Origin of the sequence: Methylobacterium sp. Leaf361, assembly GCF_001424445.1 — a bacterium.
Classification (GTDB): domain Bacteria; phylum Pseudomonadota; class Alphaproteobacteria; order Rhizobiales; family Beijerinckiaceae; genus Methylobacterium.
In genome coordinates, this window is sequence record NZ_LMPY01000004.1 from 1 (window position 1) to 22187 (window position 22187).

Genomic DNA, 22187 nt, shown 5'->3' on the forward strand with positions numbered 1-22187 from the left:
AGGATCCAGAGCATGCCGTTGAGCACTTGGCGGTGATCCTCGGCGGGCCGGCCCGTGCGCGGCTTCTGCGCAGGCAGCAGCGGGGCGATCTGCTCCCACTGCGCGTCAGTCAGTTCAAAGCGTCGCATCAGGCCCACATGGGGCCGATCCCGCGGCCTGTGAACCCTTTGCAGAGACGCCCTAGTCCCCCCTCACCCGCCGAACCGCGCCCGGTACTCCTGCGGTGTCGCCGCGACGTGCCGCAGGATGCTGCGCCGCATCGTCTCCTCGGAGCCGAAGCCGCAGGTCCGGGCGACGCGCTTGACCGGTTGCGCCGTCTCGGCCAGCGCGCGCCGCGCCGCCTCCACCCGCAGGCGCTCCACGGCCCTGGCCGGGGTCAGACCGGTCGCCGCGTGATAGTGCCGGCTCAGGCTGCGCGCGCTCATCCCGGCCGCCGCGGCCAGCGCCGGCAGCGACAGGTCGCCGGACAGGTTGTCGGCGATGTAGGCGTGGAGCCGCCCGAACCGCTCCTCGCCCGCCTGCAGCGCCAGCGCCGCGCTGAACTGCGCCTGCCCGCCGGGGCGCTTGAGGAACATCACGAGGTGGCGCGCCACCGTCAGCGCGGTCGCGCGGCCGAGATCCTCCTCGACCAGCGCCAGGGCCAGGTCGATCCCCGCCGTCACCCCCGCCGAGGACCAGACCGGGCCGTCGCGCACGAAGATCGGGTCGGGCTCGATCCGGGCGCGCCGGTAGCGGGCGGCGAGCGCCCCGCAATGCTTCCAGTGGGTCACGGCCCGCCGCCCGTCGAGGAGCCCCGCCGCCCCGAGCAGGAACGCGCCGGTGCAGACCGAAGCGACCCGGCGGGCCCGGCCCGCCCGGGCCCGCACCCAGGCCACCAGGGCGGCGTCGTCGCAGGCCGCGACGACGCCGGGGCCGCCCGCGATCACCAGCGTGTCCACCGGCGCTTCGGGTTCCGGCAATGGGTCGGCGACCAGCCGCAGGCCCGCCGAGGCGGTGAGCCCCGGGTCGCCGGCCGCGATCACCCGCGGCGCGTAGGGCATCCCGGCGCCGCCGTGCTCGTTGGCGGTGGCGAAGACCTGGAGCGGCCCGGCCACGTCGAGGAGCTGCACCGACGGGAAGGCCAGCACCTCGACCGGGCGCGGCGGATCTGGCGAGAAACGAGGGCTCTTTGGCATTTCGGCCAGATCCTGACGCGCTAGGATCACCCTGTCCACCACGGAGGCCCGGCATGATCCCGCCCGACACCCACCTGCAAATCGGCTCGCTCCTGTTCGAGGGGCTGGACCAGATCGACCTCACCGGCCCGTTCGAGGTCCTGTCCCGGGTGCCCAACAGCACCTACCGGGTCTACGCGCCGGGCCCGGAGCCCGTCCGCGACGTCCGCGGCCTCCGGATGCTGCCGGATGCCACGCTCGCGGAAGCCCCGCGGCTCGACGTGCTGCACGTCCCGGGCGGCACGGGCCAGGAGGCCCTGATGCGGGACCCGGCCGTGCTCGGCTGGATCCGCGACCAGGCGGCCGGGGCCGGCCACGTCCTCTCGGTCTGCACCGGCGCCCTGATCCTCGGCGCGGCCGGCCTGCTGGTCGGGCGGCGGGCCACGACCTACTGGAACGCCGTGCACCTGCTGCCGTTCTTCGGCGCCGAGCCGGTGGACGCGCGCGTGGTGATCGACCGCGACGCGGACGGGCGCACCTGGGTGTTCGCGGCCGGCGTCACCGCGGGCATCGACGGGGCGCTGCAGCTCGCCGCCGCGCTGCGCGGCGAGGAGGCCGCCCGGACCATCCAGCTCGGCATCCAGTACGCCCCCGAGCCCCCTTTCGACAGCGGCACGCCCCACACGGCCTCCCCGGACACCGTGGCGCGGGTGCGGGCGGCGGCGGCCGACATCACGGCCCGGCGCGAGGCCACGGCCCGGGCGATCGCGACCGAGCTCGGCATCCGGATCCCGTAGGAGACCTCCGATGGACCTGACCCGCGTTCGCGCCTTCGCGGCCGTCCTGGCGGCGAAGGACCGGGACGCCATGCTGGCGCAGATGGCCGAGGGGGGCGTGCTCAACACCCCGCTCGCCGCCGAGCCCGTGCGCGGGACGGCGGCGATCCGGCCGGTGGTCGACGCCTTCGAGAGCCGCGCGATCCTGGAAGGCCCCGTGCACGCCGCCGCCTTCGTCGGCGCGGCGGCCGGCCCGCACCGGCTCGACGGGATGGATGAGCGGCGCCTCGACGCGGCCGGGCGCATCGCCGAGATGACCGTCCCGTGGCGGCCGCTGCCGGAGGCGATCGCCGTCCGGGACCGCTTGGCCCGCGCCGCGGAAACGCCGACTTCCGCGGCGACCGGGTGACACGATCCGTCATCGGACCTATCTGTCCGATCTGGACGGGTTGAACCATGTCGGACGTAACACTGAGAACCGCGAAATTCGCGATCGGCGCCGTGGTGCGCCACCGGATCTACCCGTTCCGGGGCGTCGTGTTCGACGTCGACCCGGTGTTCGACAACACCGAGGAGTGGTGGCTGTCGATCCCCGAGGAGGTCCGGCCGCGCAAGGACCAGCCGTTCTACCACCTGCTCGCCGAGAACGCCGAGACCGAGTACGTGGCCTACGTGTCGGAACAGAACCTCCTGCCCGACACGTCGGGCGAGGCCCTGCGCCACGCCGGCATCGCCGAGATGTTCGAGCGCGACGCCGCCGGCGCGTACCGGATGCGCGACCGCGCCACGAACTGAGGCGCCCGGTCCGTGATGGTCCTGGCAAGCGGCGGGCGCTCGTCTGCCGCGACGGCCCGTGCCGTCGGACGAGCCCGCCCGATAGTCGCCAAACCCCGCTTCGCCGCCGCGTTCCTGCGCGCTGGCCTGCTCACGGGCACGGCGCGCGCCAACGACAGCGCGGCCGAACTCGATGCCGGCGGCCTCGTCCTGCGGCGCGAGCCCGGGATCGTGCTGGTGAGCGAGGACCTGTCGATCGCCCGCGACCGGATCGACGTGTCCTACCTGTTCCGCAATCAGGTTCAGGAGGCGCGCACGGTCCGGATCGCCTTCCCGCTGCCGCCGATCGACGGGCGGGAACTCAGCTTCTCGGCCCTGACGCTGCCCCGGCCCGACAGCCCGAACTTCGTCGGCTTCACCGTCACGGTGGACGGCAAGCCCCTCGAGCCCGAGCTGGAGGAGCGCGCCTTCGTGGGCGAGCGCGAGGTGACGGACCTGCTGCGCCGTCACGGCCTGCCGCTGAACCCGCTGCGCTTCGAGGCGATCAGCGCGGCGGCCAAGCGGATCGGCGCGCCCGAATGGGCCGCGCTGGTCAAGGCCGGGCTCTTCCCCGACGTCCCCGACACGCCGGACCGGATGACCGAGGGGTTGTGGCGCGGCGAGGCCAAGTTCCACTGGCTCCAGACCTTCCCGCCCGGGCAGGAGGTCCGCATCGCGCACAGCTACGCGCCGGTGACCGGTTTCCACCTGCTCGACCCGAAGGCGGCATCCCGGGCGGCATCCCGGGCGGCCTACTGCCTGGACGAGGCGGGGCTCGCGGCGATCCGGCGCCTGCACGCGAAGGCGCCGGATCCCGGCGGCACCCTGCGGGCGACCGTGGTGCCCTACATCGTCACCACGGCGCGCAACTGGGCCGCGCCGATCGGGCGCTTCACCCTGACGGTCGACAAGGGCAGCCCGGAGGCGGTCGTCAGCTTCTGCCGCACGGACATCCGGAAGACCGGGCCGACCACGTTCCGCTGGGAGGCCCGGGACTACGTGCCCGACCAGGACCTGCGCGTGCTGATCGTCCAGCCGGCTTCGGCGACCCCGGGGACGCGTTAGGTCCCGTCGCCGGGCGGCTCGAACGCGAAGGGCCGGACCTCGCGGCCCGGCCCCCGGTACGGACCCGCCGCGCGGCGGGTCGATGGCGCTTACTTGGCGGCCGGGGCCGGCGCCGGAGCCGCGCCGGCGGCCGGGGCGGCGCCCTGCTGCTGCTCGAGCTTCTTGCGCATATCCTCGGAGCGCTTCTCCAGCTCCGCCTGGAGCTTCTTCTGCTGTTCCTCGAGGACCTTCGGGTCGATGGCCGGGCCGTCGAAGGCCTTGCCGAAGCCGGCCAGCGGCACCGCGAAGGTGACCTCGCGCTGGGTCTGGTTCTGGACCGAGACGTTCAGGGTCGTGCCCTTCTTCATCGCGGCGATCACGCCGGCATCGACGCCGCCGGCCTCGGCGAAGCAGCCGTTCGGGAAGCAGACCGCGAAGCGGCCGGCGGTCGCCGCCTGGCCGTCGACGCTGAAGCGGATGCCCGGCTGCAGCAGCAGGCCGAGCGGCAGCAGGTAGCGCACCACGCGCACCTCCTGCTTCTGGGCGGCGTTCTTCATCTCGTAGACCGCCACGGCCAGCACCGGCTGGCCCTGGTCGGACACGAAGTCGCGGGTCGTGTAGCAGATGTCGGTGCCCGAACCCTGGTCTTTGCCGCAGACCTTGGTCCAGTCGGCCTGGCTCGGCTCGGACTTCACCGCGACGATCTGCGGGCCCGTCTGGGCGGCCGGGGTGTTGGCCGCGGGGGTGCCCGGGGCGGTCGGCGCCGGGGCGGCCGGCGCGGGCGCGGCGGGCTTCTTCGGCTGCGCCAGGGCCGGCGCGGCCGCGAGGCCGAGGCCCGCGAGGCCGAGGAGGGCGGCGCGGGCGAGCGTCGCGGTGCGGGTGAAGGACATCGGCTCTGACCCCTTGGAAGAGACGTGGTGTGGCTGGCAGGATGCGGAGCCGGCCTGGCGGCAGGTCCGCCGGAGCGTCCGGCTGCCCGCCGCGTTGGCGCGCCGCCCGGAACTCCGGATGAATCGGTCCGGCCATCGGGCGGGACGGGCGCCGTCTGCGCGCATCCCTCTCCCCGGCGACCGGGCGGCCTGCCTTTCCCCTCGAATGAGGCGAAGGCATGACACCGCGGCTGGGGAAGCTGTCGGAACCGTCCCGACCGCGCCCGGCCCCCGATAGGCTCCCATCCGCCCGGCCGCAAGCGCGACGTTGCGCGGCCGCGAGGCACGAGCGCGTGATCGGGCCGCGCCGCCGGACGCCGCCGAAGGCCTTCCGGACGCCCTCCGGCAGCGATCGGCGGCGTCCAGCGGCGCGGCCGCTCTTAGCGGTCGGTTAACCCTGTCGGGCCGAGATGATAGGCGTTCTGCAGGATCGGCGGGGGCGGCGGGTTTGAGCGCGTTGGCGGTGGCGGAGTGGGCGGAAGACGCCGCACCGGACGCGTCCGCGCGATCCGAGGATGCGCCCGACGGCCTGTCCGGAGTCCTGTCCGGACGCCTGTCCGACGGTCTCGCGACCCGCCTGTTCGCCGCCGCCCTGGCGGGCCCGCAGCGCACCCTCCTGCGTGATTCGGGGGACCGGGTCGCGTGGTGCGGGCGCCCGTCCATCACCTGGACCTACGCGGCCGCCGCCGAGATCGTCGGGCGGCTCGCCCGCGGGATCGCCGCGTGGCGGCTCCCGGCCGGCAGCCGGATCGGGCTGTGGTATTCGGGCGGTGCCGAATCGGCCCTCGCCCACCTCGCCGTCGAGGCGGCCGGCCACCTGCCCTGCGCGATGCCCGCCCTCTGGGACGAGGCGGAGCTCTCCGCCGGGATCGAGGCCGCGGGCCTCGTGGCCGTGCTGACGGAGGGCCGCCGCGGCGCGCGCCGGCCCGCCGAGGACCTCACCCGCGCGGCCATGCGCCATTTCGCCCTGCGCTACCTCGCGGCCTTCGGCCCGAGCGTGCCGGACGGCGTGATCAGCCTCGACGCGATGGCCCTGGAGCGGGGCGTGGTCGAGCCGGCGCCGGGCCGCGGCCTCGTCACCTTCGCGGGCGGCGATCCCGGCCGGCCGGTCTACCGCACCGCCGCGGCGCTGGCGGCGGCGGTCGCCGCCCATCTCGACGCGCTGCCCCTGACCGCGGACGAGCGGGTCCTGACGCTCCTGCCCGGCCACGACCTGCGCGGCCTCGTGACCGGCCTGGGCACCGCCCTGGCGGCCGGCGCCGGCCTGGAGACCGTGCTGCCCTTCGACGAGACCGGGTTCCGCGCCGCCCTGCTGCGGCCGGTTCCGACCCGGCTGGTGGTCCCGGCGCGGGTCGAATCGGCCCTCGCCGCCCTGCCGCTGCCCTGGACCGTCCGGGTCCTCGACGTGGTCCACCGCGCGCCCGCCCGGCTGACCCCGCGGGGCGCCGGGCCCGCGGGCCCGCAGCGCCTCGATTCGCTGGTCCTGGGTGAGGCGCTCGTGCTGACCCGCCCCGGCCCGGACGACCTCGCCGCGACCCTGGCCGAGCCCGGGCAGGCCTTCCTGCCCCGCGATCTCCTGGACCTCGCCGCCGGCGCCGACGGCGACCTCGCCTGCCGGGGGGCGGCCTGCGCGGCCTCCCCGCTCACCCGCGGCGCGATCCCGGCGACGGACCCCCTGGCGTGGCGAAGCACGGGCTTCCGCCCGCTCCGCGCGGACGGGCGCGCGGACGGGCGCGCGAACGGGGCGGTCGCGGCGATCGCCGCCACCGTCGCGACCGTCCCCTCCGCCTGAACGGCGGACGATCGCCGGTTCATCCGGCACTCAGGCGGCGCGGATAATCTCGCATCTGCACACGAACCGACGGATCCGATCCGCCTCTTCGCGGGTTCTGCATCGGATTGTCGTGACGGCTATCTTTCCAAGCCGTCCGGGATGGAGTACCGCTCAAGCTTATGGGTGCGCTGCAACAAGTGCTCGTGGTCGACGACGGCGTCCGCGCCGTGGACCGGTCCCTCTCGGGCGAGCTGGCCAGCCTCGGATACGCGAGCGTGACCGCCTCGATGGAGGCGGCCGACGACGTCCTGACCGTGATCGCCCGTCCGGCGGCCGTGCTGCTCCAGGCGCCCACCCGCCGGAATCCCGCCTACGCCCGCCGCGCGGCCCGCCTCCGCGGCCAGCTGCGCGAGCGCGGCATCCCGGTGATCCTCATCGGTGATTCGGGCGAGGCCCGAGGCGGCGGCCCGGTCGATCTCGCGACCCGGCTCGGCGCCTACGTCGCCGCCCAGCCGGATCTCTGAGGCCCCCTCCGGCGCGCGCCGAGGTCGCGGCGTCCGGGCGCTCGCGCCGGGACTGAGGCCGCCTCCGGGACACGCCGTCCGACCGCTCCCTGTCACTGCCGGTGCCGCACGAGGCGCGGGTCCCCTCTCCCGCGCGGGAAAGGGGGCGCCGCTGGCGCGAACGATCGGGAGCGGTCCTAGCGCGCCGCGCGCATCAGCTCCGGCGCGCCGATCCGGGGCAGCACGCCCTCCCGCATCACCAGGCGCCGCAGCGGTCCGAGCTGCGTCATCGCCAGCAGGCCGAGACCGCGCAGCGCGTCGACCGGCAGCAGGTCGGTGAGCAGGCTGCGGTTGAGGAGATCGACCGCGGCGGTGCGCGCGGCCGTGTCGACGCGGCGCGCCCGCGCGTAGCCGTCGAGCACGGCGCGGGAGCCGGGATCGCGGCGGTCGCGGACGGCGGCCAGCACCGCGTCGCGCAGGGTCGCGGCGTCGCGCAGGCCGAGATTGAGCCCCTGCGCGCCGATCGGCGGGAAGACGTGGGCCGCCTCCCCGATCAGCGCCAGCCGCGGGGCCACGGGGGTCGCCACCGCGAGGCCGCGCATCGGCACGAGGCCGCGGGGGCCGTCGACCCGCATGGCGCCGAGCATCGCCCGGGCCTGCCGCTCCACCGCCTGCCCCAGCGCCGCGTCGTCGAGGGCGGCGAGCCGCCGGGCCGCCCCCTCCCCGGTCACCCAGACGAGGCTGGACCGGTGGCCGCCCGGCAGCGGCACCAGGGTGAACGGCCCCGACCGGGTGTGGAACTCGGTGGAGACGTCGCGGTGCGGGCGCGCGTGGGCCAGGATCGTGGTGATGGCGCTCTGCGGGTAGGTCCAGTCGCGCACGCGGACGCCGCTGGCGGCCCGCAGCGGCGAGCGGGCCCCGTCGGCCCCCACCACGAGCCGGGCCTCGACGGCACGCTCGTCCGCCAGCGCGACGCGGGCCGCCGCCTCGCCGGGCACGGCGCCGGCGGCGTCCGCCTCGACCAGGGTGAGGTTGTCCTGCGCCCGGGCGCGGGCGCGCAGGCTCTCGACCAAGCGGGCGCTCTCGACGTTCCACCCGAAGGCGTCGAGGCCGATCTCGGCGGCGCGGAACCGCGCCGGCGGCGGCCGGAACAGGCTGCCGGTGTCGTCGACGATCTGCAGCGTGCAGAGCGGGCTCGCGTGCGGCGCCACCGCCTCCCAGGCGCCGAGCGCGTCCAGGAAGCGCACCGACCCGTCGAGGAGCGCGACGGTCCGTCCGTCCGCCACCGGGGCGTGGCGCCCGACCAGCGCCGTGGGGATCCCTTCGCGGGCGACCGCCAGCGCGGCGGCGAGCCCCGCGGCCCCGGCCCCGACCACGGCGACCTCGAAGACGGTGTTGGTGTCCTCCGGCATGGTGTCCTGCACGATCGACGCGTCCCACTCGGGACAGTGTGGCGTCGGGCTTCCCAAGGTTCCGGTTGATGCGCGGCCCCGTCATCGGGAGCGGAGCGAAGCGACCCGGGGCAGCGGGACGTCAGGAAGCGTGGTGCCACCCTGGGTCGCTTCGCTCCGCTCGCAAGGACGGAGGTGTCGAATCCATCAACCGGGGACGCTGTTCGCGAGCCCGGCACGTCTCGTATCTGCGCTTTTCAGCGGATCTGCCAAGACCGGCGACGCGGGGCCACGGCGCCGCAGTCCGTCAACCCAGGAACGCCGCAAGCTCCGAGACAACCGTGTCCGGCCGCTCCTCCTGGAGGGTGTGGCCGCAATCCAGCGCCCGGCCCGATACGTCGGTCGCCTTCTCGCGCCACGTCTCCAGCACGTCGTAGGTCCGGCCGACCACGCCCTTCGCGCCCCAGAGCGCCAGCAGCGGCGCGGTGATCCGGGCCTCGGCATCGGCCGCGTCGTGCTCCAGGTCGATCCCGGCGGCCGCCCGGTAATCCTCGCAGATCGCGTGGCGGCAGGCCGGGTCGGAATAGCAGCGCAGGTACTCGGCGAAGAGCTCGGGCGGGGTCGAGCCGGGGGTCTTCGACTGGCCCTCGACGTGGTGGCGCAGGAAGTATTCCGGATCGGCCCCGATCAGCGTCTCCGGGAGGGGATAGGGCTGGATGAAGAAGAACCACCAGAAATAGCGTGTGGCGAAATCCTTGTCGGTGCGCGCGTACATGGTCGCGGTCGGCGCGATGTCGAACACGGCGATCCGCTCCACGGCCTGCGCATGATCCAGGGCGAGGCGGTGGGCGACGCGCCCGCCCCGATCGTGGCCGACCACCGCGAACCTTTCGTGGCCGAGCGCCCGCATCACCGCCACCGCGTCGGCCGCCATGGCGCGCTTGGAATAGGCGACGTGGCGCTCGCCGCCCGGGGGCTTGGCCGAATCGCCGTAGCCGCGCAGGTCCATCGCCACCACGGCGTGCCGCTCGGCGAGGCGCGGCGCGACGTGGAGCCACGTCGACAGGGTCTGCGGGTGGCCGTGCAGGAGCAGCACCGGCGGCCCGGACCCGGCCGAGCGGGCGTTGATCGTCACGCCGGGCGCGGTCTCGATCCGGTGCCGGTCGAAACCCGGCAGGAAGTCGCGGGCCATGGATTCGGTCTCCGGGTTCGGTCTCCACTCGGCCGCACTGGCGCGCCGGGATGCACCGGATGATAAGGCGCCTCCGGCACCATGTCCGCCGAACCGCCATGACAGATGCACGCGCGACTCAGGACCCGGCCTTGAAGGATTCCGACGCGGCCGAGGCGCCGGCGGCGGAGGCCGCCCCCGCGCCTGCCGTCGCCCCGCCCCTGCGGCCGAGCATCCTCGACCCGCTCTTCGCTCCGGCCCGCGCCCTGCCGGGGATCGGGCCGAAGATGGCGCCGCTCATCGAGAAGCTGCTCGGCACCCCCGAGCGCGAGGCCCGGGTCGTGGACCTGCTGTTCCACCTGCCCCAGGGCGGCGTGGCGCGGAAGCTCATGGGCTCGATCAGCGAGGCCCCCACCGGCGAGCCGGTGACGATCGGCGTCACCGTGGTGGCGCACCGGCCGGCCCAGGCCGGGCCCGGCCGGCGCCCGCACCGGGTGCTGGTGGAGGATGCCTCCGGCGACATCTCCCTGGTCTTCTTCGGCATGCCCCGCGCCCGGGTGGAGAAGATGCTGCCGCTCGGGGCGCACCGCTACATCACCGGCCGGATCGACCTCTGGGACGGCACCCGCCAGATGGTCCACCCGTCGCGGATCGTGGACGAGGCGGGCCTCGCGGAACTCCCCGCCGTCGAGCCGGTCTACGGCGCCACCGAGGGGCTGACCTCCCGGGCGATCAACAAGCTCGCGGTCGCGGCCCTCGACCGGCTGCCGGTCCTGCCGGAATGGCAGGATTCGGCCTGGCTGGAGCGGAGCCGCCTGCCCGCCTTCGCGGACGCGCTCCGCCTCGAGCATCGCCCCGAGGAGGCGCCCCCGAAGGCCGAGGACCCGCTCCAGCCGCCGCCCGCGACGCCGTCCCGGAAGCGGCTCGCCTACGACGAGCTCCTCGCCTCGCAGCTGGCGCTGGCGCTCCTGCGCGCCCGCCAGCGGCGCAAGGCCGGCCGCGTCAATGCCGGCGACGGCGCCCTGAGCGGGCGCCTCGAGGCCGCCCTCCCCTTCGCGCTGACCGGCGCGCAGGGCCGGGCGGTGGCGGAGATCCGCGCCGACCTCGCGGCGCCCCGGCGGATGCTGCGCCTGCTCCAGGGCGATGTCGGCTCGGGCAAGACCGCGGTGGCCCTGCTCGCCATGGCCTCGGCGGTCGAGGCCGGGCGTCAGGCCGCCCTGATGGCGCCCACCGAGATCCTGGCGCGGCAGCATTTCGAGCGGCTGAGACCGCTGGCCGGTCCCCTGCGCCTGCGCCTGATGACCGGCCGCGACCGGGCCGCGGAGCGGAAAAGCACGCTCGCCGACCTCGCCGCGGGCGAGATCGATATCCTCGTCGGCACCCACGCCCTGTTCCAGGAGGCGGTGACGTTCCGCGACCTCGGCCTCGCGGTGGTGGACGAGCAGCACCGGTTCGGCGTCCACCAGCGCCTCGCGCTCGGCGCCAAGGGCGAGGCGGTGGACTTCCTGGTCATGACCGCGACGCCGATCCCCCGCACCCTGGCGCTGACCTTCTTCGGCGACATGGACGTCTCGATCCTCGACGAGAAGCCCGCCGGCCGCCAGCCGATCCGGACGATCACGCTGCCGACCGAGCGGATCGACGAGGTCGTGGCCGGCCTCGCCCGGGCGATCGCCGGGGGCGAGCGGGTCTACTGGATCTGCCCCCTGGTGGAGGAATCGGAGTTCGTCGACCTCGCCGCCGCGGCCGAGCGCTTCGACGATCTGCGGAAGCACTTCGGCGACGCGGTCGGGCTGATCCACGGCAAGATGCCCGGCCCCGAGAAGGACGCCGCCATGGCGCGGTTCGCCGCCGGGGAGACCGAGCTCCTGGTCTCGACCACGGTGGTGGAGGTCGGGGTCGACGTGCCCGAGGCCACCATCATGGTGATCGAGCACGCGGAGCGCTTCGGGCTGGCGCAGCTGCACCAGCTCCGCGGCCGGGTCGGGCGCGGCTCGAAGGCCTCCTCGTGCCTGCTGCTCTACCGGGGGCCCCTCGGGCAGGTGTCCCGGGCCCGGCTGGAGATGATGCGCGCGAGCGAGGACGGCTTCCGCATCGCCGAGGCCGACCTGAAGCTGCGCGGCGAGGGCGAGGTGCTCGGCACCCGCCAATCCGGCATGGCGGCGTTCCGGCTGGCGCGGCTGGAGAGCGACGCCGCCCTGCTGGAGGCCGCCCGCGACGACGCGCGGATGATCGTGGAGCGCGATCCCGGCCTCAAGAGCCCGCGGGGACAGGCGCTGCGGGTGCTGCTCTACCTGTTCGAGCGGGAGGCCGCCATCCGGCTGATCGGGGCCGGATGAACGGTTTCCTGAACGGATTCGTTCAGGAAAGTCCGGCCTTCCTGAACGGCCGGATCCGGAATCGCCGCCGCGCGACCGGATCGGTACTCCGAAGCGCCGATGTCACAGGCTCTCTGAAAAAGTGTTTCGTTTCAGGAGTTTGACGGGATCGCGCGGAAGCTTGGCGGCGCCGTACGGGCGGTCCGGGAGGCTCCGGACAGGCCTCGTGACCTTGCATCAGCCATATTCTTCCCTTAACTGGAGATGAACGAATGGCCCGGTAAGCCGGGACATCACGGACGAATCTGGAGGACGGACATGTCGAACGGACTGTTCCAAGGCCTGCCGGGCTCCCACGAGATGGCCGGTGCCCACGCCCTGCCGACCGAGCCCTGGCTCCTGCCGATCTCGGATCGCGCCGCCGAGGCGGCGGGCAAGACCGCGGACGAGCTGCAGGCCGCCGTGCGTCGGGCGTCCCGGCCCTTCTGGCTGGCCGCCAACGGGCTCTGCATCGCGCTGGGCCTCGCCCTCACCCTGCAATGCGCCTCCGGCTGGGGCCCGACGGCGCCCCGCAGCGCCGTGACGGTCGCGCAGGCGACGCCGCCGACCATCGCGCCGCAGACCGCCTCGCTGCAGCGCTGAGCCGATAGCAGTCTGATCATTTCAGGGCCGTCCCGCGCGCGCGGGACGGCCTTTCTCGTGGACGATGGCCGCCAATCCCACGGTCTCCCGCAAGCCGAGGAGCGGTGAGCTCGGCGCGCACGAGGCCTGGATCGCGCGCCGGCGCCTCGGGGACGGCCCCTTGAGCGGACCCGGAGGTCGTCCCCGCTTCGACGGTTCCGGTCGACGCTGCCGTCATCGCGAGCGCAGCGCAGCGACCCAGGGCAGCGGGACGTCCTGAACCGTGGCGCGACACGGGGTGGCTCAGGCCGCCGAGAGGGCGACGAAGCCGGCGACCGGGCGCCGCATCACGCGTCCTGCGGCTCCCGGCGGGGCAGCGGTCCGCCGGCCTGCTGGGCCGTCCGCAGGGTGGCCGCCATGGCGTTGAGGCGGCCCTGTGGGTCCTCCGGCTGGATCACCCCGGCCGACATCACCAGCTTGGCGGCGTCATCGACGCTGATGGCGAGCTCCACCACCTCCGCGCGCGGCAGGTAGAAGAAGAAGCCCGTGGTCGGGTTCGGCGCGCAGGGCAGGAAGACGCCGACGAGGTCGTCCGCCGGCGCCCCCCGGGCCCGCAGCGCCCCCTCGACCTCGTGGGCCGCCGGGGCGGACAGGAACACCACCGACCACGTGCCCTTCACGGGGAACTCCACGAGCCCCACCGTGCGGAACGAGGTGCCGTTGGCCGAGAACAGCGTCTCGAAGATCTGCCGCAGGCCTTTGTAGAGGCCGGAGATCACGGGGGTCCGCGCCAGCAGGACCTCGCCGAACTCGATCACCGAGCGTCCGACGAGGTTCGCCGTGAGGAAGCCCAGCAGGGTCACCGCCAGGAACGCGATCACGAGGCCGAGGCCCGGGATCGAGAACGGCAGGTAGTGGTCCGGCAGGTAGCTCGCCGGGACCAGCGGCTTCACGAACGAATCGATCAGCGCGATGAACCACCACGTGATGTAGGCCGTGATGGCGAGCGGGCCGGCGACGATGATGCCGGTGAGGAAATAGGTGCGCAGCCGGCCGCGCGCGCTGACCCGCGTCTTCGGGGTGCCGCCGCCCGCCGCGGCGTCGGGCTCGGGAACCTGGATCGGCGGGGGAATCGGCGCCACGGGTGCCCTCTCGGCCGCACCACGCGCGGCGATGACGCTGCGGGGCCGTCCCCCGCTGGCAGAGAGGTAGCGGTTGCGCTTGTCCGCCTCAAGGGCGGCCCCGCCTCCCTCAGGCGTCCGCACCCGGCGGTCGGGCGGCGGGGACCGGCATCGCGTCCCGGGGAATCACGGCGCCGCGATGCCCGATCACCGCCCCGGCCAGGCGGTGCGCCTCGGCGGCGGCGGCTTCCGGTGCCAGCCCGGCGATGCGCGCCGCGAGGTAGCCCGCCGCGAAACTGTCGCCCGCCGCCGTCGTGTCGACGACCCGCGCGGCCCGCCCGGCCGGCACCGCGGTGTCGGCCCGGCCGTGTAGCACCCGGGCGACGGGGCCGGATCCGTCCGAGGTCTTGAGCACGATCTCGGCCCGGCCGCGGTGGCGCAGCACCTCGTCCTCGCCCGCCGCGCCGAACAGCCAGTCCAGATCCTCGGCCGAGGCGAAGATCACGTCGGCCAGGTCCAGGGCCGCGCGGAAGGCCGCCCAGGCCTCGTCCCGGTCGGGCCAGCCGCGGGGACGGTAATTGGTGTCGAAGGCGACCTGCCCGCCCCGCTCCCGCAGGCGCGACAGCGTCTCGAACAGGGCGGCGCGCCCGGTCTCGCCGTAGAGCGAGAGGCTGATGCCGGACAGGTAGACGAGGTCGTAGCGCTCCAGCTCCGCCTCCGTCTCGGCGGCGCCCGGCTCGGTGAAGAGGTCCCGGGCGGCGGCCCGGTCGCGCCAGTAGTGGAAGCTGCGCTCGCCGTCGGCATCCGTGCGGATGATGTAGAGGCCCGGCATCCGGCCCTGCAGGCGCCGGACCCGGTCGAGGCCGATGCCCTCGCGGCCCCAGGCCGCCGCCATCTCGTCGCTCCAGATGTCGTCGCCCAGCGCGGTCACGTAGTCCACCGCGACGCCGAGGCGCGCGAGGTAGAGCGCGGTGTTCAGTGTGTCGCCGCCGAAGCCCCGGACCAGATTCCCGTCCGGGCGTTCGGACAGTTCGACCATGCACTCGCCGATGCAGGCGACCCTCATGCGGTTCCTCCCGGTGCGCGACCCCGTGTCCCCGCATTGTACGGCCCGGCCTGTCAATCGCCACCGGTCCCGGTCCCGACCTCGCCGGCCGCGCTCGCGTGGCCCCGTCGCGCGCCCGTCTGAGGAGCCTCGACGATCCAAGGATCAGCGCGCCAGTCGCTCGGTTTCGTGGGATTTGCAATTCGATAATTACGCAAACGTATTGTAATATACGCACCATGACCGATAATGAATCATATAATATCAATAGTATCCCCAATAGAATCTGTAATATGCGTGCATGACTCGTCATAGAATCTCGACGTCGCGCTTTTCTGAAGTTCGATTCAATGCCGGAGCGGAAAATCACCATTCTTAAACACCGAAGGTCAGAGAACATCCTTCGCGACAGGGGTCATTGTCGAGCGAGATCCGGTCGCGTTGCTGTCGTGACGGTGTGTGCCGAACGCGCCGAGGGGCGGGATGCGGTCGGGGATCCCGGAAACCTCCGTTCACAGCGCGGCAGGAACGAATCCGTTCGATCGGGAACAAATCGCCTCGGGCTGTAATGTCGATGCAAGATGTTTGTCGATCGCGGGCGCCATCTCAATGGAGATACGTGCCGGATCTGAAGAAATTCCGGATGAATGGTGAAGTGTTGTGCCGGAAAAATTCTCGTGGCCGAACGGCGGGAACGGTGATACGGTTCGAACGGTGCTGAGATGTTCCATACTGCTTTAAGCGCTCTGACTTTCTCGTCGGGAGAGTTCCTGACTCTCACGGAAAGTCGGGGCGTGAGTGGGGCCTGGAGCTGGATCTTCGCGGGCGAGGAGCAGGTCTGGTCGCCCGGGTTCTACCGGCTGCTCGGGCTCGTTCCGAACGCCGCGAAGGCGCGCTACGACCTGTTGCTGAGCCTGATCCATCCCGAGGACCGGCCTCTCATGCCGGCGCTGGCGGACATCCGGCAGGGGCACGTGCCCCGCGAGGTCATCGTCCGGGTGATCCGGACGAACGGCACAGTGCGCACGCTCTCGCTGACGATGGAGGTGCGCGTCTCGGCGGAGGGGCGGCCCGTCGCCCTCAGCGGCACGGCGCTCGACGTGAGCGACCGCGAGCAGCTGGCGCGCCTGCGGCAGGAAGAGCGCCGCCGGCAGAGCGCGCTCTACCTCACGGAGCACATCACGACCTTCTCGATGGGGCTCGACCGCGTCCGGGACATCCCGTTCGCCGTCGCCCAGGTCCACGGGCTCCCGCTGGAGGAGATCTGCGCCGAGCCGTATATCCTGATCGTTCCCGAGGAGCGCGCGGGCTTCCGGGCAGCGGCCCTGGAGCAGATCGAGCGGCGGGCGTTCTTCCAGGGGGGCGCCCACGAGCGCCTCGCCAACGGCGAGCTCTGGCACTTCCGGATCCTCACGATGCCGGTCTGGGATCCGGACGGGACCTATCTCGGGCGCTGCGGGCTCAAATACCCCGTCCGCAACCACGCCCCGCCCCCCGGCGGCCTGCACGAGGGGCTGGAGCATTCCGTGAGCGGCCACCACCTGCGGGCCGCGCGGGCGCTCCTCGACTGGTCAATGATGGAGCTCGCTCAGGCGAGCGGCCTGTCGCATTCCACCGTGCGGCGTCTGGAAGAGGACAGCGAGCATCGGGGAAGCCGGTCCCGCCTGCACGCGGTCGAGGCGCTGCGCCGGGCGGGCGTCCGGTTCGTCCCCATTGATGACGGGACCCTGGCGGTCGCCCGGGTCTGAGCGGCCCGCGCGGCCGACGGGCGCTCGCGGGATCCGCCCTGCCCCGCCCCACCGGGTCATCGGGGTCGGTCTCCGCGCTGGCCCCCCCGGGGGCCCCCCGACCCCAGCGCGGAGACCGGGACGGGCGGATCGGGCGATCCGCCGTCAGGCATCCCCGCGCCCGTGTCCCGCGGCGGCCCGGACGGGGCCGCCGATCCAGGGCGGTGCGGGCCTGGCCGCCTCAGGCCGCCTTGTGTCCGAGCTGGATCGCCTTGGCGATCTCCGAGCGCTTGGCGGCGTAGCCCGGGGCCACCATCGGGTAGTCGGCCGGCAGGCCGTACTTCGCCCGGTAGCGCTCCGGCGTGAGGCCGTGCGCCGTGAGGTGACGCTTCAGGGTCTTGTAGGACCGGCCGTCGATGAAGCTGATCAGGCCGTCCTGCTGGATCGAAGCCTCGATCTGCGCCGCCGTCGGGCCGGTCCAGCCGGGACCGGATCCCGAGCCGCCGCCCTGCAGCACCGATATGGCCGTGTGCACCTGGTCGATCAGGACCGGCAGGTCGCCCACGCCCACCGCATTCCGAGACACGTAGGCCGCGACCAGTGATGCCGTGCACTTGATCAGGTCTGTGTTCAGGTCCGAGGTCTTTTCGTTCAGATCGATTGTGTTCATGAATCCCCCAGTACCGAAATTCGAGGCATGAAAACCGGCGCATCGATAAAACTGATGCTAGGATCAGCTTTTACCGCCCAAGCATGCGCCGAATTGCTTCGAGTGTGCCAAGATTGGCGCGTAACTATACAAAAACTGTCTATTTTGTCTATACTTTATCTTAGGATTTTCTTTGAACATTTTCTGTTCTTGCGAAGCAACATGAGGTTGCCAGGCCGGCGGCGTCTCGCAAACAGTGCGCAGTTTCGGCCTCCGGTCCGTGAGGCTGTCCGCGATGACTGCGAACGGCCGCGCGATGACGGGCTGCAGGGGCGCGAATCAGCGGCGGAGACAGGGACGGATCGCGGATGCCGACCGGTTACGGGTCGATCGGACCGCGGCCCGCGTCCCTGCTGACCATCGGTCGGGCGGCGCGCGACGGGATTCCGGGGTCCGTGGCGCTTCTCCACGGCCTCTCCGCGGGCGCTGGCGCCGCGACCGGGCCGCGATTAACAAAGTTCTCAGGCAAGGCGTGGATCGTGCGCGCCGGGCGCGTCGCTAAACGCTCGCGCGTCGGGAGCCTCGTTCCGGCCGTGACGGCACGGCGGCATCCGTGCGAGAGGCCCGTCGACGCGCGCTATCGAGGGCGACCCCTATGTCCGGACCCTGTGCGACCACTATCCCGCGCGCGCTCTCCGCGCTCGAAGCGCCCGGACCGGGCGCCGCGGACGCGGTCGGCGGCCGGATGCCGCCCCTCTGGATGCTGCTCGTCGGCCGGGCCGCGGTCCGCCGTCACTGGCACCTCATCGCCGCCACCGGCCTGCTGTGGTCGTCGCTCGGCCTCCTGGTGGTGATCGATTCCCTCGACGGTGCGCTCCACGTCCCGGACCGGTGGTTCGGCCTGATCCTCCTGGCCGAGGGCGTGAGTTCCCTCCTCGTCGGCGCGTCCGCGATCGGTGCCGCGCGCCGCCTGCGCCTCGCCAAGGGCGCGCTGCTGTCGGTCATGGCCGTGCTGATCATGATGGCCACGAAGCACAGCACCTTCCTGCTCGCCATGATCTTCGGCGTCGCCTTCGTGGTCGACGGCCTCGTCCGGATCACGATCGCCGGCCTGCTGAAATTCGCTGGCTGGCGGATGTCGGTCGCCCTCGGTGGCCTCAGCATCGCCTTCGGCCTGTTCCATCTCCAGCCCTGGCCGACCTGGTACGCCGGCACGGTCGGCTACTGCATCGGCATGTTCCTGATCCTGAACGGCGCCAACCTCGCGCTGGTCGGGCTGCGCACCCGGCGCCTGGGCACCGCCGAGCCGGCGGTGTCGGTCGGCGGCGACGAGCCCGGCAGCCTGACGGTCTATGTCTGGACGCCCACCGGGCAGGCGACCACGCCCGCCGGCCAGCGGCTGATCCGGCGCTACGTCGCCTCCGTCGACAAGGCCGGGCGCTTCTCCACCGGCCACGCGGCCCTGCAGCAGGGCGACGACCTCTACGTCAGCCACTACCCCGCGGTGGAGATCGACCGCTCCCCCGCCAACCTGCGCTCGAGCCTGCGCGCGGGCCCGGAGAACGACGTGCCCGGGCGCTTCCTGCCCTCGCACGCCGCGGAGGTGGCGGACTGGTGCCCCGCGACGGTGGCGGTGACGCTGAACGGCATCGACGCCGCCCGGCTGCGGGCGTTCTGGGCGCAGTACAGCCGCGACACCACCTACAACTTCATCAGCCGCAACTGCTCCACCACGGTGGCGCGGGCGCTGGACATCGCCGTGGAGGGCGCGTTCAGCCGCGGCGGGCATCCCTGGCGGCGGCTCGCGGCGGCGCTGACCACGCCGGAGTTCTGGGCGGCGGCCTTCCTGCGCAACGGGGCGCGGTCCATGACCTGGACCCCGGGCCTCGTGCTCGATTACACGCGGGCGCTGAGCGCCCTCGTGGATCCGGCCTCGCCGGTGCCGTCGATCGCCTGGAAGCGGGTCGGCTGGCGGCTCCTGCGCAACTGGCGGGCGCGGGACCTCGCGCCCCTGAGCCCGATCGCCCGGCAGCCCTCCGTGCCGGGAGCTGGCCCGACAGAAGCCTGATCCCGACCTGATCCCGGCCCGATCGGGACTCGGGACCGCGGTCGCCCGCTCAGGGGTCCTTGCGGGCGGCGGGGCGGCCGGCAGCGAGGTCGCCCGCGATGGCCTGCATCACCGCCAGCGTGTCGACCTCGTCCTGCTCGGCGCCGTGGTCGCTGAGCTTCACGATCACCGTGCCGGTCGCGCGGTTCACGTAGATGTACTGGCCGTAGACGCCGATGGCCGAGATGTCGTCGTCCTCGCCGCCCGGGGCGTGCCACCACTGGGCCGAGTACTGCCAGCCGTCGACGTCGCGCCGGGCCGGCGTCATGATCCGCTCGATCCAGCGGCCCGGGATGATGCGGTGATCGCCCGACCGGCCCTGGTCGGCCACCAGAAGGCCGAGGCGGGCGAAGTCGCGGGCCGTCGCGTTGATGCAGCAGAACGCCTTCTCGATGCCGCCGGGCCGGTCGAGGTTCCAGGTGGCGTCGGCCTGGGCGCCCATCGGCTTCCAGATCCGCTCCGAGAGGATGTCGGCCAGCGGCTTGCCCTCGACCCGGGCGAGGATCAGGCCGAGCAGCTCGGTGTCGATGCTGCGGTAGCGGCCCTTGGTGCCGGGCTTGAACGCCAGGTGGGCGTTGTCGCGCACGAAGGCCGTGAGATCGCGCGTCAGGTACATGCCGGCGGTGCCGGTCAGGGGATGCCGGGGGTCGTAGTTCTCCGGCACGGCGATGCCGCTCGCCATGTCGAGGAGGTTGCGCACGGTGATCTGGCCGAAGACCGCGCCGTTCCGCAGCTCGGGCAGGAGGGTGGAGACCCGGTCGGTCTCGGCGAGCTGACCCCGCGCCACCGCGGCGCCGACCAGCAGCGAGACGATGGACTTCGCCACCGACCACGAGGGGAACAGCGTCTCCGGTCCGGTGCCCGCGCGCTGCCACTCGTGGATCAGGACGCCGTCCTGCAGCACCAGGAACGCGTTGGTGTGGGTCGCCTCCAGCACCGCCATCAGCGGGACCGTCTTCCCCTTCCAGGGGACGCGGTCGAGGATCGGGCGCGGCCGCGCCGGCAGGTCGCTCGCCCGGGCCGGGGCCTGGACGATCCGGCTCGGGAACCACGTGCCCACCGACGACGGCTCGATGACCGCGAGCGCCGTCAGGGTGACGGGATCGGGGACGTTGATCAGCGCGGCCGCGGTCCAGGCGCAGCCCGCGATCGCGGCGCCGCCCGCCGCGGCGATCACGCCCCAGCGGCGGCCCCGGCGCGCGCGGGCCGGAGAATCCGGGATCGCCAAGGACGCGGTCATGCTGGATCTGTGTCGCTCTGGATCGTCGCTGTCGCGCGGCCGGCCTCGGGGCGGGACGGCGCGCGGTCACCATGATCAGCAGGCCTTAATGAAAGCCCCAATCGGCCCCGGCGCCGGGCCGGTCCGTCGCCCGCGAAGCGGCGAGCCGCCGGTTCGGAAATGTTCACGGATCTGTGGCCTTGTGTCCGGCGGCCGCCGACGTCCCGCGGCCGTTTCGACGCGGATCCGGGCCGGCCCAGCGCCGCCCCGTCCGCGCGGGCGTCCGATTCGAACCTGGTTCTACACGCCTCGACCGCCCGACTCACCCAGCCCGCGCAGCCCGAAAGTCCGCCGTGCCATGAATCCGTACCTGATCCTCGGGCTCGCCATCGGCGCGGAGGTGACCGCCACCCTGGCGCTGAAGGCCGCCGACGGCCTCACCCGCCCGGGGCCGACGGTGATCGTGGCGCTCGGTTACGGCACCGCCCTGTGGCTGATGTCGACCAGCATGGACATGCTGCCGATCGGCGTGGTCTACGCGATCTGGTCGGGGATCGGCATGATCGGCGCGGCGCTCGGCGGCGCGTGGCTGTACGGCGAGGCGCTCAACCCGACGATGCTGGTGGGCATCGGGGTGATCGCCCTGGGCGTGACCGTCCTGGCCGCGGGCCAGGGCCAGCACTGAGGCTCCCGGTCCGGTCCCGAAACGGGACACCCTCGCCACATCCTCGCCGCGAACGTGCCGTCAAGCTTGGCCTTCGTCCGGTCGGAGCGGAACACCGCCCGGCTGGTCAGGCTGGAGGAGCACGGAGCGCGGATGCATGCGGGGTAGCGAGAGGACGAAGGTCGGTCCTGCACTGATCGTTCTGGCGGCGGCCGGCGGCCTGGGGGCCTGCAACACCGCTTCGCCGGTGCTCACGACGGGATCGATCCCCGACCGCAAGCCGCCGATGGTCGTCAGCGACGCCGAGCGCGATTGTCTGGGCCGCGCCATGTACTTCGAGTCGAACAGGAGCGACAGCGACGGGCTGGTCGCCGTCGGCACGGTCGTGATGAACCGGCTCGAGAACGCGATCTTCCCGGGCGGCATCTGCGCGGTGGTCGGGCAGCCGGGCCAGTTCGCGCCGGGCGTCCTCACCAAGCCGATGCAGGAGAAGGACCTGCAGAAGGTCGCCGACGCCGCCGACGCCGTCCTGGCCGGCGAGCGGCACCCGAAGGTCGGGAAGGCGATGTTCTTCCACACTGCGGGCCACCGCTTCCCCTACACGAACATGCACTACGTGGCCGTCGCCGGCGGCAACGCCTTCTACGAGAAGCGCGACAGGCGCACGGCCAAGCTGGAGAAGCCGGAGAAGCCGGCTCAGCAGGACAGGCCGGCCACGCCCGCCCTGCCCGCGACGGCCCTGACCTTCGCGGCCGTACCCGCGCCGCCCGCCGCGGGCCCCTGATCGAGACGGCCCGATCCGACAGCCGCGTCCCGGATCTGCGCGCCGAGTTCCGGTCAGCCGGCCGCCGCGTCCTCGGCGCGGCTCGCCCGCAGGGTTCGGGCCTCCTGCCGGGCGGCGGCCAGCACCCGCTCCCGGCGCACCGGCTCCCGCAGCGATTCCCACAGACGGAGCAGCTCCAGCGTCGGCAGCGCGTCGCAATCCGGCGACGCGTCCCCGGATGTGCGCCCGGTCGCCGGCGCGCCCGCGGCGAAGAAGATCTCGATCGGGCTCCCCAGGGCCTCGGCCAGTCTCCCCAGGAGCGCGTCGGCCTGGACGGTCGGGATCATGGGAAATCCTGTTTCTGCGCGGGCGGTCGAACCGGATCCTTACCTTTAAGT

22 protein-coding genes are annotated in these 22187 nt (G+C 73.2%); 12 read left to right on the forward strand and 10 right to left on the reverse strand.

Translation table 11 applies throughout. The features are described from left to right. Together ASG32_RS05030 and ASG32_RS05035 are read right to left on the reverse strand one after the other, a co-directional pair. Window positions 1-128 (reverse strand): transposase (locus ASG32_RS05030; RefSeq protein ID WP_157861906.1); only part of this gene is annotated, 128 nt, incomplete at its 3' end. A 63-nt stretch (window positions 129-191) separates the two neighbouring features. Continuing rightward, a complete protein-coding gene (locus tag ASG32_RS05035; protein WP_056523245.1) occupies window positions 192-1175 on the reverse strand; it encodes a helix-turn-helix domain-containing protein in 984 nt (327 codons plus the stop codon). A 53-nt stretch (window positions 1176-1228) separates the two neighbouring features. Between ASG32_RS05035 and ASG32_RS05040 the strand changes: the two genes are divergently transcribed. Genes ASG32_RS05040 through ASG32_RS05055 form a run of 4 tightly spaced genes read left to right on the forward strand, consistent with a single transcriptional unit; the run spans window position 1229 to window position 3808 of the window. Further along, the gene (locus tag ASG32_RS05040) at window positions 1229-1951 is read left to right on the forward strand and encodes a DJ-1/PfpI family protein (protein ID WP_020093280.1); all 723 of its coding nucleotides are present in this window, start codon (window positions 1229-1231) and stop codon (window positions 1949-1951) included. A gap of 10 nt (window positions 1952-1961) precedes the next feature. Continuing rightward, window positions 1962-2339 carry a hypothetical protein gene (locus ASG32_RS05045; RefSeq protein WP_056523248.1) on the forward strand — a complete coding sequence of 126 codons (378 nt, stop codon included), beginning with the start codon at window positions 1962-1964 and terminating at the stop codon, window positions 2337-2339. 47 nt (window positions 2340-2386) lie between these two features. Next, the gene (gene hspQ, locus ASG32_RS05050) at window positions 2387-2725 is read left to right on the forward strand and encodes a heat shock protein HspQ (RefSeq protein ID WP_012318638.1); all 339 of its coding nucleotides are present in this window, start codon (window positions 2387-2389) and stop codon (window positions 2723-2725) included. 15 nt (window positions 2726-2740) lie between these two features. Next, the gene (locus ASG32_RS05055; protein WP_244491826.1) at window positions 2741-3808 is read left to right on the forward strand and encodes a DUF4424 domain-containing protein; all 1068 of its coding nucleotides are present in this window, start codon (window positions 2741-2743) and stop codon (window positions 3806-3808) included. 89 nt (window positions 3809-3897) lie between these two features. Here the strand turns inward: ASG32_RS05055 and ASG32_RS05060 are convergent, their stop codons facing one another. Continuing rightward, window positions 3898-4677 (reverse strand): invasion associated locus B family protein, encoded by a 780-nt coding sequence (locus tag ASG32_RS05060; RefSeq protein WP_020093277.1) that lies wholly within the window; start codon window positions 4675-4677, stop codon window positions 3898-3900. A 487-nt stretch (window positions 4678-5164) separates the two neighbouring features. On the opposite strand from ASG32_RS05060, the gene ASG32_RS35565 reads away from it, so the two are divergent. Further along, window positions 5165-6508: an AMP-binding protein gene (locus tag ASG32_RS35565; protein ID WP_280141551.1), complete on the forward strand. Its 1344-nt coding sequence runs from the start codon at window positions 5165-5167 to the stop codon at window positions 6506-6508. Between the two features lie 161 nt (window positions 6509-6669). After that, on the forward strand, window positions 6670-7014 hold the full coding sequence (locus tag ASG32_RS05070; protein WP_020093275.1) for a hypothetical protein: 345 nt from the start codon (window positions 6670-6672) through the stop codon (window positions 7012-7014). Window positions 7015-7190: 176 nt separating this feature from the next. Here ASG32_RS05070 and ASG32_RS05075 read toward each other — a convergent pair whose 3' ends face one another. Next, the gene (locus ASG32_RS05075; protein WP_056523250.1) at window positions 7191-8405 is read right to left on the reverse strand and encodes a UbiH/UbiF family hydroxylase; all 1215 of its coding nucleotides are present in this window, start codon (window positions 8403-8405) and stop codon (window positions 7191-7193) included. A 286-nt stretch (window positions 8406-8691) separates the two neighbouring features. Further along, window positions 8692-9576, reverse strand: coding sequence for an alpha/beta hydrolase (locus ASG32_RS05080; protein WP_020093273.1), 885 nt, complete (start codon window positions 9574-9576; stop codon window positions 8692-8694). Between the two features lie 98 nt (window positions 9577-9674). Here ASG32_RS05080 and recG point away from each other — a divergent pair, with 98 nt between their 5' ends. Both recG and ASG32_RS05090 read left to right on the forward strand, forming a co-directional pair. Then, a complete protein-coding gene (gene recG / locus ASG32_RS05085) occupies window positions 9675-11894 on the forward strand; it encodes an ATP-dependent DNA helicase RecG (protein WP_244491816.1) in 2220 nt (739 codons plus the stop codon). A 297-nt stretch (window positions 11895-12191) separates the two neighbouring features. After that, a complete protein-coding gene (locus ASG32_RS05090; RefSeq protein WP_012318646.1) occupies window positions 12192-12515 on the forward strand; it encodes a hypothetical protein in 324 nt (107 codons plus the stop codon). A gap of 326 nt (window positions 12516-12841) precedes the next feature. Here ASG32_RS05090 and ASG32_RS05095 read toward each other — a convergent pair whose 3' ends face one another. Both ASG32_RS05095 and ASG32_RS05100 read right to left on the reverse strand, forming a co-directional pair. Continuing rightward, window positions 12842-13636, reverse strand: a complete 795-nt coding sequence (locus tag ASG32_RS05095; protein ID WP_042672775.1) for a DUF502 domain-containing protein — start codon at window positions 13634-13636, stop codon at window positions 12842-12844. A 109-nt stretch (window positions 13637-13745) separates the two neighbouring features. Then, a complete protein-coding gene (locus ASG32_RS05100; protein WP_042672778.1) occupies window positions 13746-14681 on the reverse strand; it encodes a sugar kinase in 936 nt (311 codons plus the stop codon). A gap of 773 nt (window positions 14682-15454) precedes the next feature. Here ASG32_RS05100 and ASG32_RS05105 point away from each other — a divergent pair. After that, window positions 15455-16408, forward strand: a complete 954-nt coding sequence (locus tag ASG32_RS05105) for a PAS domain-containing protein (protein ID WP_244491817.1) — start codon at window positions 15455-15457, stop codon at window positions 16406-16408. 220 nt (window positions 16409-16628) lie between these two features. On the opposite strand, the gene ASG32_RS05110 is transcribed toward ASG32_RS05105, so the two are convergent. Next, window positions 16629-17057: a MucR family transcriptional regulator gene (locus ASG32_RS05110; protein WP_020093268.1), complete on the reverse strand. Its 429-nt coding sequence runs from the start codon at window positions 17055-17057 to the stop codon at window positions 16629-16631. 634 nt (window positions 17058-17691) lie between these two features. On the opposite strand from ASG32_RS05110, the gene ASG32_RS05115 reads away from it, so the two are divergent. Continuing rightward, on the forward strand, window positions 17692-19104 hold the full coding sequence (locus ASG32_RS05115; protein WP_056523253.1) for a DUF4105 domain-containing protein: 1413 nt from the start codon (window positions 17692-17694) through the stop codon (window positions 19102-19104). Between the two features lie 49 nt (window positions 19105-19153). On the opposite strand, the gene ASG32_RS05120 is transcribed toward ASG32_RS05115, so the two are convergent. Then, window positions 19154-20383 carry a serine hydrolase gene (locus ASG32_RS05120; RefSeq protein ID WP_056523256.1) on the reverse strand — a complete coding sequence of 410 codons (1230 nt, stop codon included), beginning with the start codon at window positions 20381-20383 and terminating at the stop codon, window positions 19154-19156. 337 nt (window positions 20384-20720) lie between these two features. On the opposite strand from ASG32_RS05120, the gene ASG32_RS05125 reads away from it, so the two are divergent. Then, window positions 20721-21047 (forward strand): multidrug efflux SMR transporter, encoded by a 327-nt coding sequence (locus ASG32_RS05125; protein WP_020093265.1) that lies wholly within the window; start codon window positions 20721-20723, stop codon window positions 21045-21047. A 136-nt stretch (window positions 21048-21183) separates the two neighbouring features. Continuing rightward, complete coding sequence (locus ASG32_RS05130) at window positions 21184-21810, forward strand: cell wall hydrolase (RefSeq protein WP_056523258.1); 627 nt, start codon at window positions 21184-21186, stop codon at window positions 21808-21810. A gap of 53 nt (window positions 21811-21863) precedes the next feature. Here ASG32_RS05130 and ASG32_RS05135 read toward each other — a convergent pair whose 3' ends face one another. Next, entirely contained in the window at window positions 21864-22136 is a 273-nt protein-coding gene (locus tag ASG32_RS05135) for a hypothetical protein (RefSeq protein ID WP_056523260.1), read from the reverse strand. Window positions 22137-22187: the final 51 nt, after the last annotated feature.

What these genes read in the sequence shown, in the direction of transcription:
- ASG32_RS05035 (WP_056523245.1), bottom strand. Translation starts at nt 1,175, where the DNA reads ATGCCAAAGAGCCCTCGTTTCTCGCCAGATCCGCCGCGCCCGGTCGAG.
- ASG32_RS05040 (WP_020093280.1), top strand. Translation starts at nt 1,229, where the DNA reads ATGATCCCGCCCGACACCCACCTGCAAATCGGCTCGCTCCTGTTCGAG.
- ASG32_RS05045 (WP_056523248.1), top strand. Translation starts at nt 1,962, where the DNA reads ATGGACCTGACCCGCGTTCGCGCCTTCGCGGCCGTCCTGGCGGCGAAG.
- hspQ (WP_012318638.1), top strand. Translation starts at nt 2,387, where the DNA reads ATGTCGGACGTAACACTGAGAACCGCGAAATTCGCGATCGGCGCCGTG.
- ASG32_RS05055 (WP_244491826.1), top strand. Translation starts at nt 2,741, where the DNA reads ATGGTCCTGGCAAGCGGCGGGCGCTCGTCTGCCGCGACGGCCCGTGCC.
- ASG32_RS05060 (WP_020093277.1), bottom strand. Translation starts at nt 4,677, where the DNA reads ATGTCCTTCACCCGCACCGCGACGCTCGCCCGCGCCGCCCTCCTCGGC.
- ASG32_RS05070 (WP_020093275.1), top strand. Translation starts at nt 6,670, where the DNA reads ATGGGTGCGCTGCAACAAGTGCTCGTGGTCGACGACGGCGTCCGCGCC.
- ASG32_RS05075 (WP_056523250.1), bottom strand. Translation starts at nt 8,405, where the DNA reads ATGCCGGAGGACACCAACACCGTCTTCGAGGTCGCCGTGGTCGGGGCC.
- ASG32_RS05080 (WP_020093273.1), bottom strand. Translation starts at nt 9,576, where the DNA reads ATGGCCCGCGACTTCCTGCCGGGTTTCGACCGGCACCGGATCGAGACC.
- recG (WP_244491816.1), top strand. Translation starts at nt 9,675, where the DNA reads ATGACAGATGCACGCGCGACTCAGGACCCGGCCTTGAAGGATTCCGAC.
- ASG32_RS05090 (WP_012318646.1), top strand. Translation starts at nt 12,192, where the DNA reads ATGTCGAACGGACTGTTCCAAGGCCTGCCGGGCTCCCACGAGATGGCC.
- ASG32_RS05100 (WP_042672778.1), bottom strand. Translation starts at nt 14,681, where the DNA reads ATGAGGGTCGCCTGCATCGGCGAGTGCATGGTCGAACTGTCCGAACGC.
- ASG32_RS05110 (WP_020093268.1), bottom strand. Translation starts at nt 17,057, where the DNA reads ATGAACACAATCGATCTGAACGAAAAGACCTCGGACCTGAACACAGAC.
- ASG32_RS05115 (WP_056523253.1), top strand. Translation starts at nt 17,692, where the DNA reads ATGTCCGGACCCTGTGCGACCACTATCCCGCGCGCGCTCTCCGCGCTC.
- ASG32_RS05120 (WP_056523256.1), bottom strand. Translation starts at nt 20,383, where the DNA reads ATGACCGCGTCCTTGGCGATCCCGGATTCTCCGGCCCGCGCGCGCCGG.
- ASG32_RS05125 (WP_020093265.1), top strand. Translation starts at nt 20,721, where the DNA reads ATGAATCCGTACCTGATCCTCGGGCTCGCCATCGGCGCGGAGGTGACC.
- ASG32_RS05130 (WP_056523258.1), top strand. Translation starts at nt 21,184, where the DNA reads ATGCGGGGTAGCGAGAGGACGAAGGTCGGTCCTGCACTGATCGTTCTG.
- ASG32_RS05135 (WP_056523260.1), bottom strand. Translation starts at nt 22,136, where the DNA reads ATGATCCCGACCGTCCAGGCCGACGCGCTCCTGGGGAGACTGGCCGAG.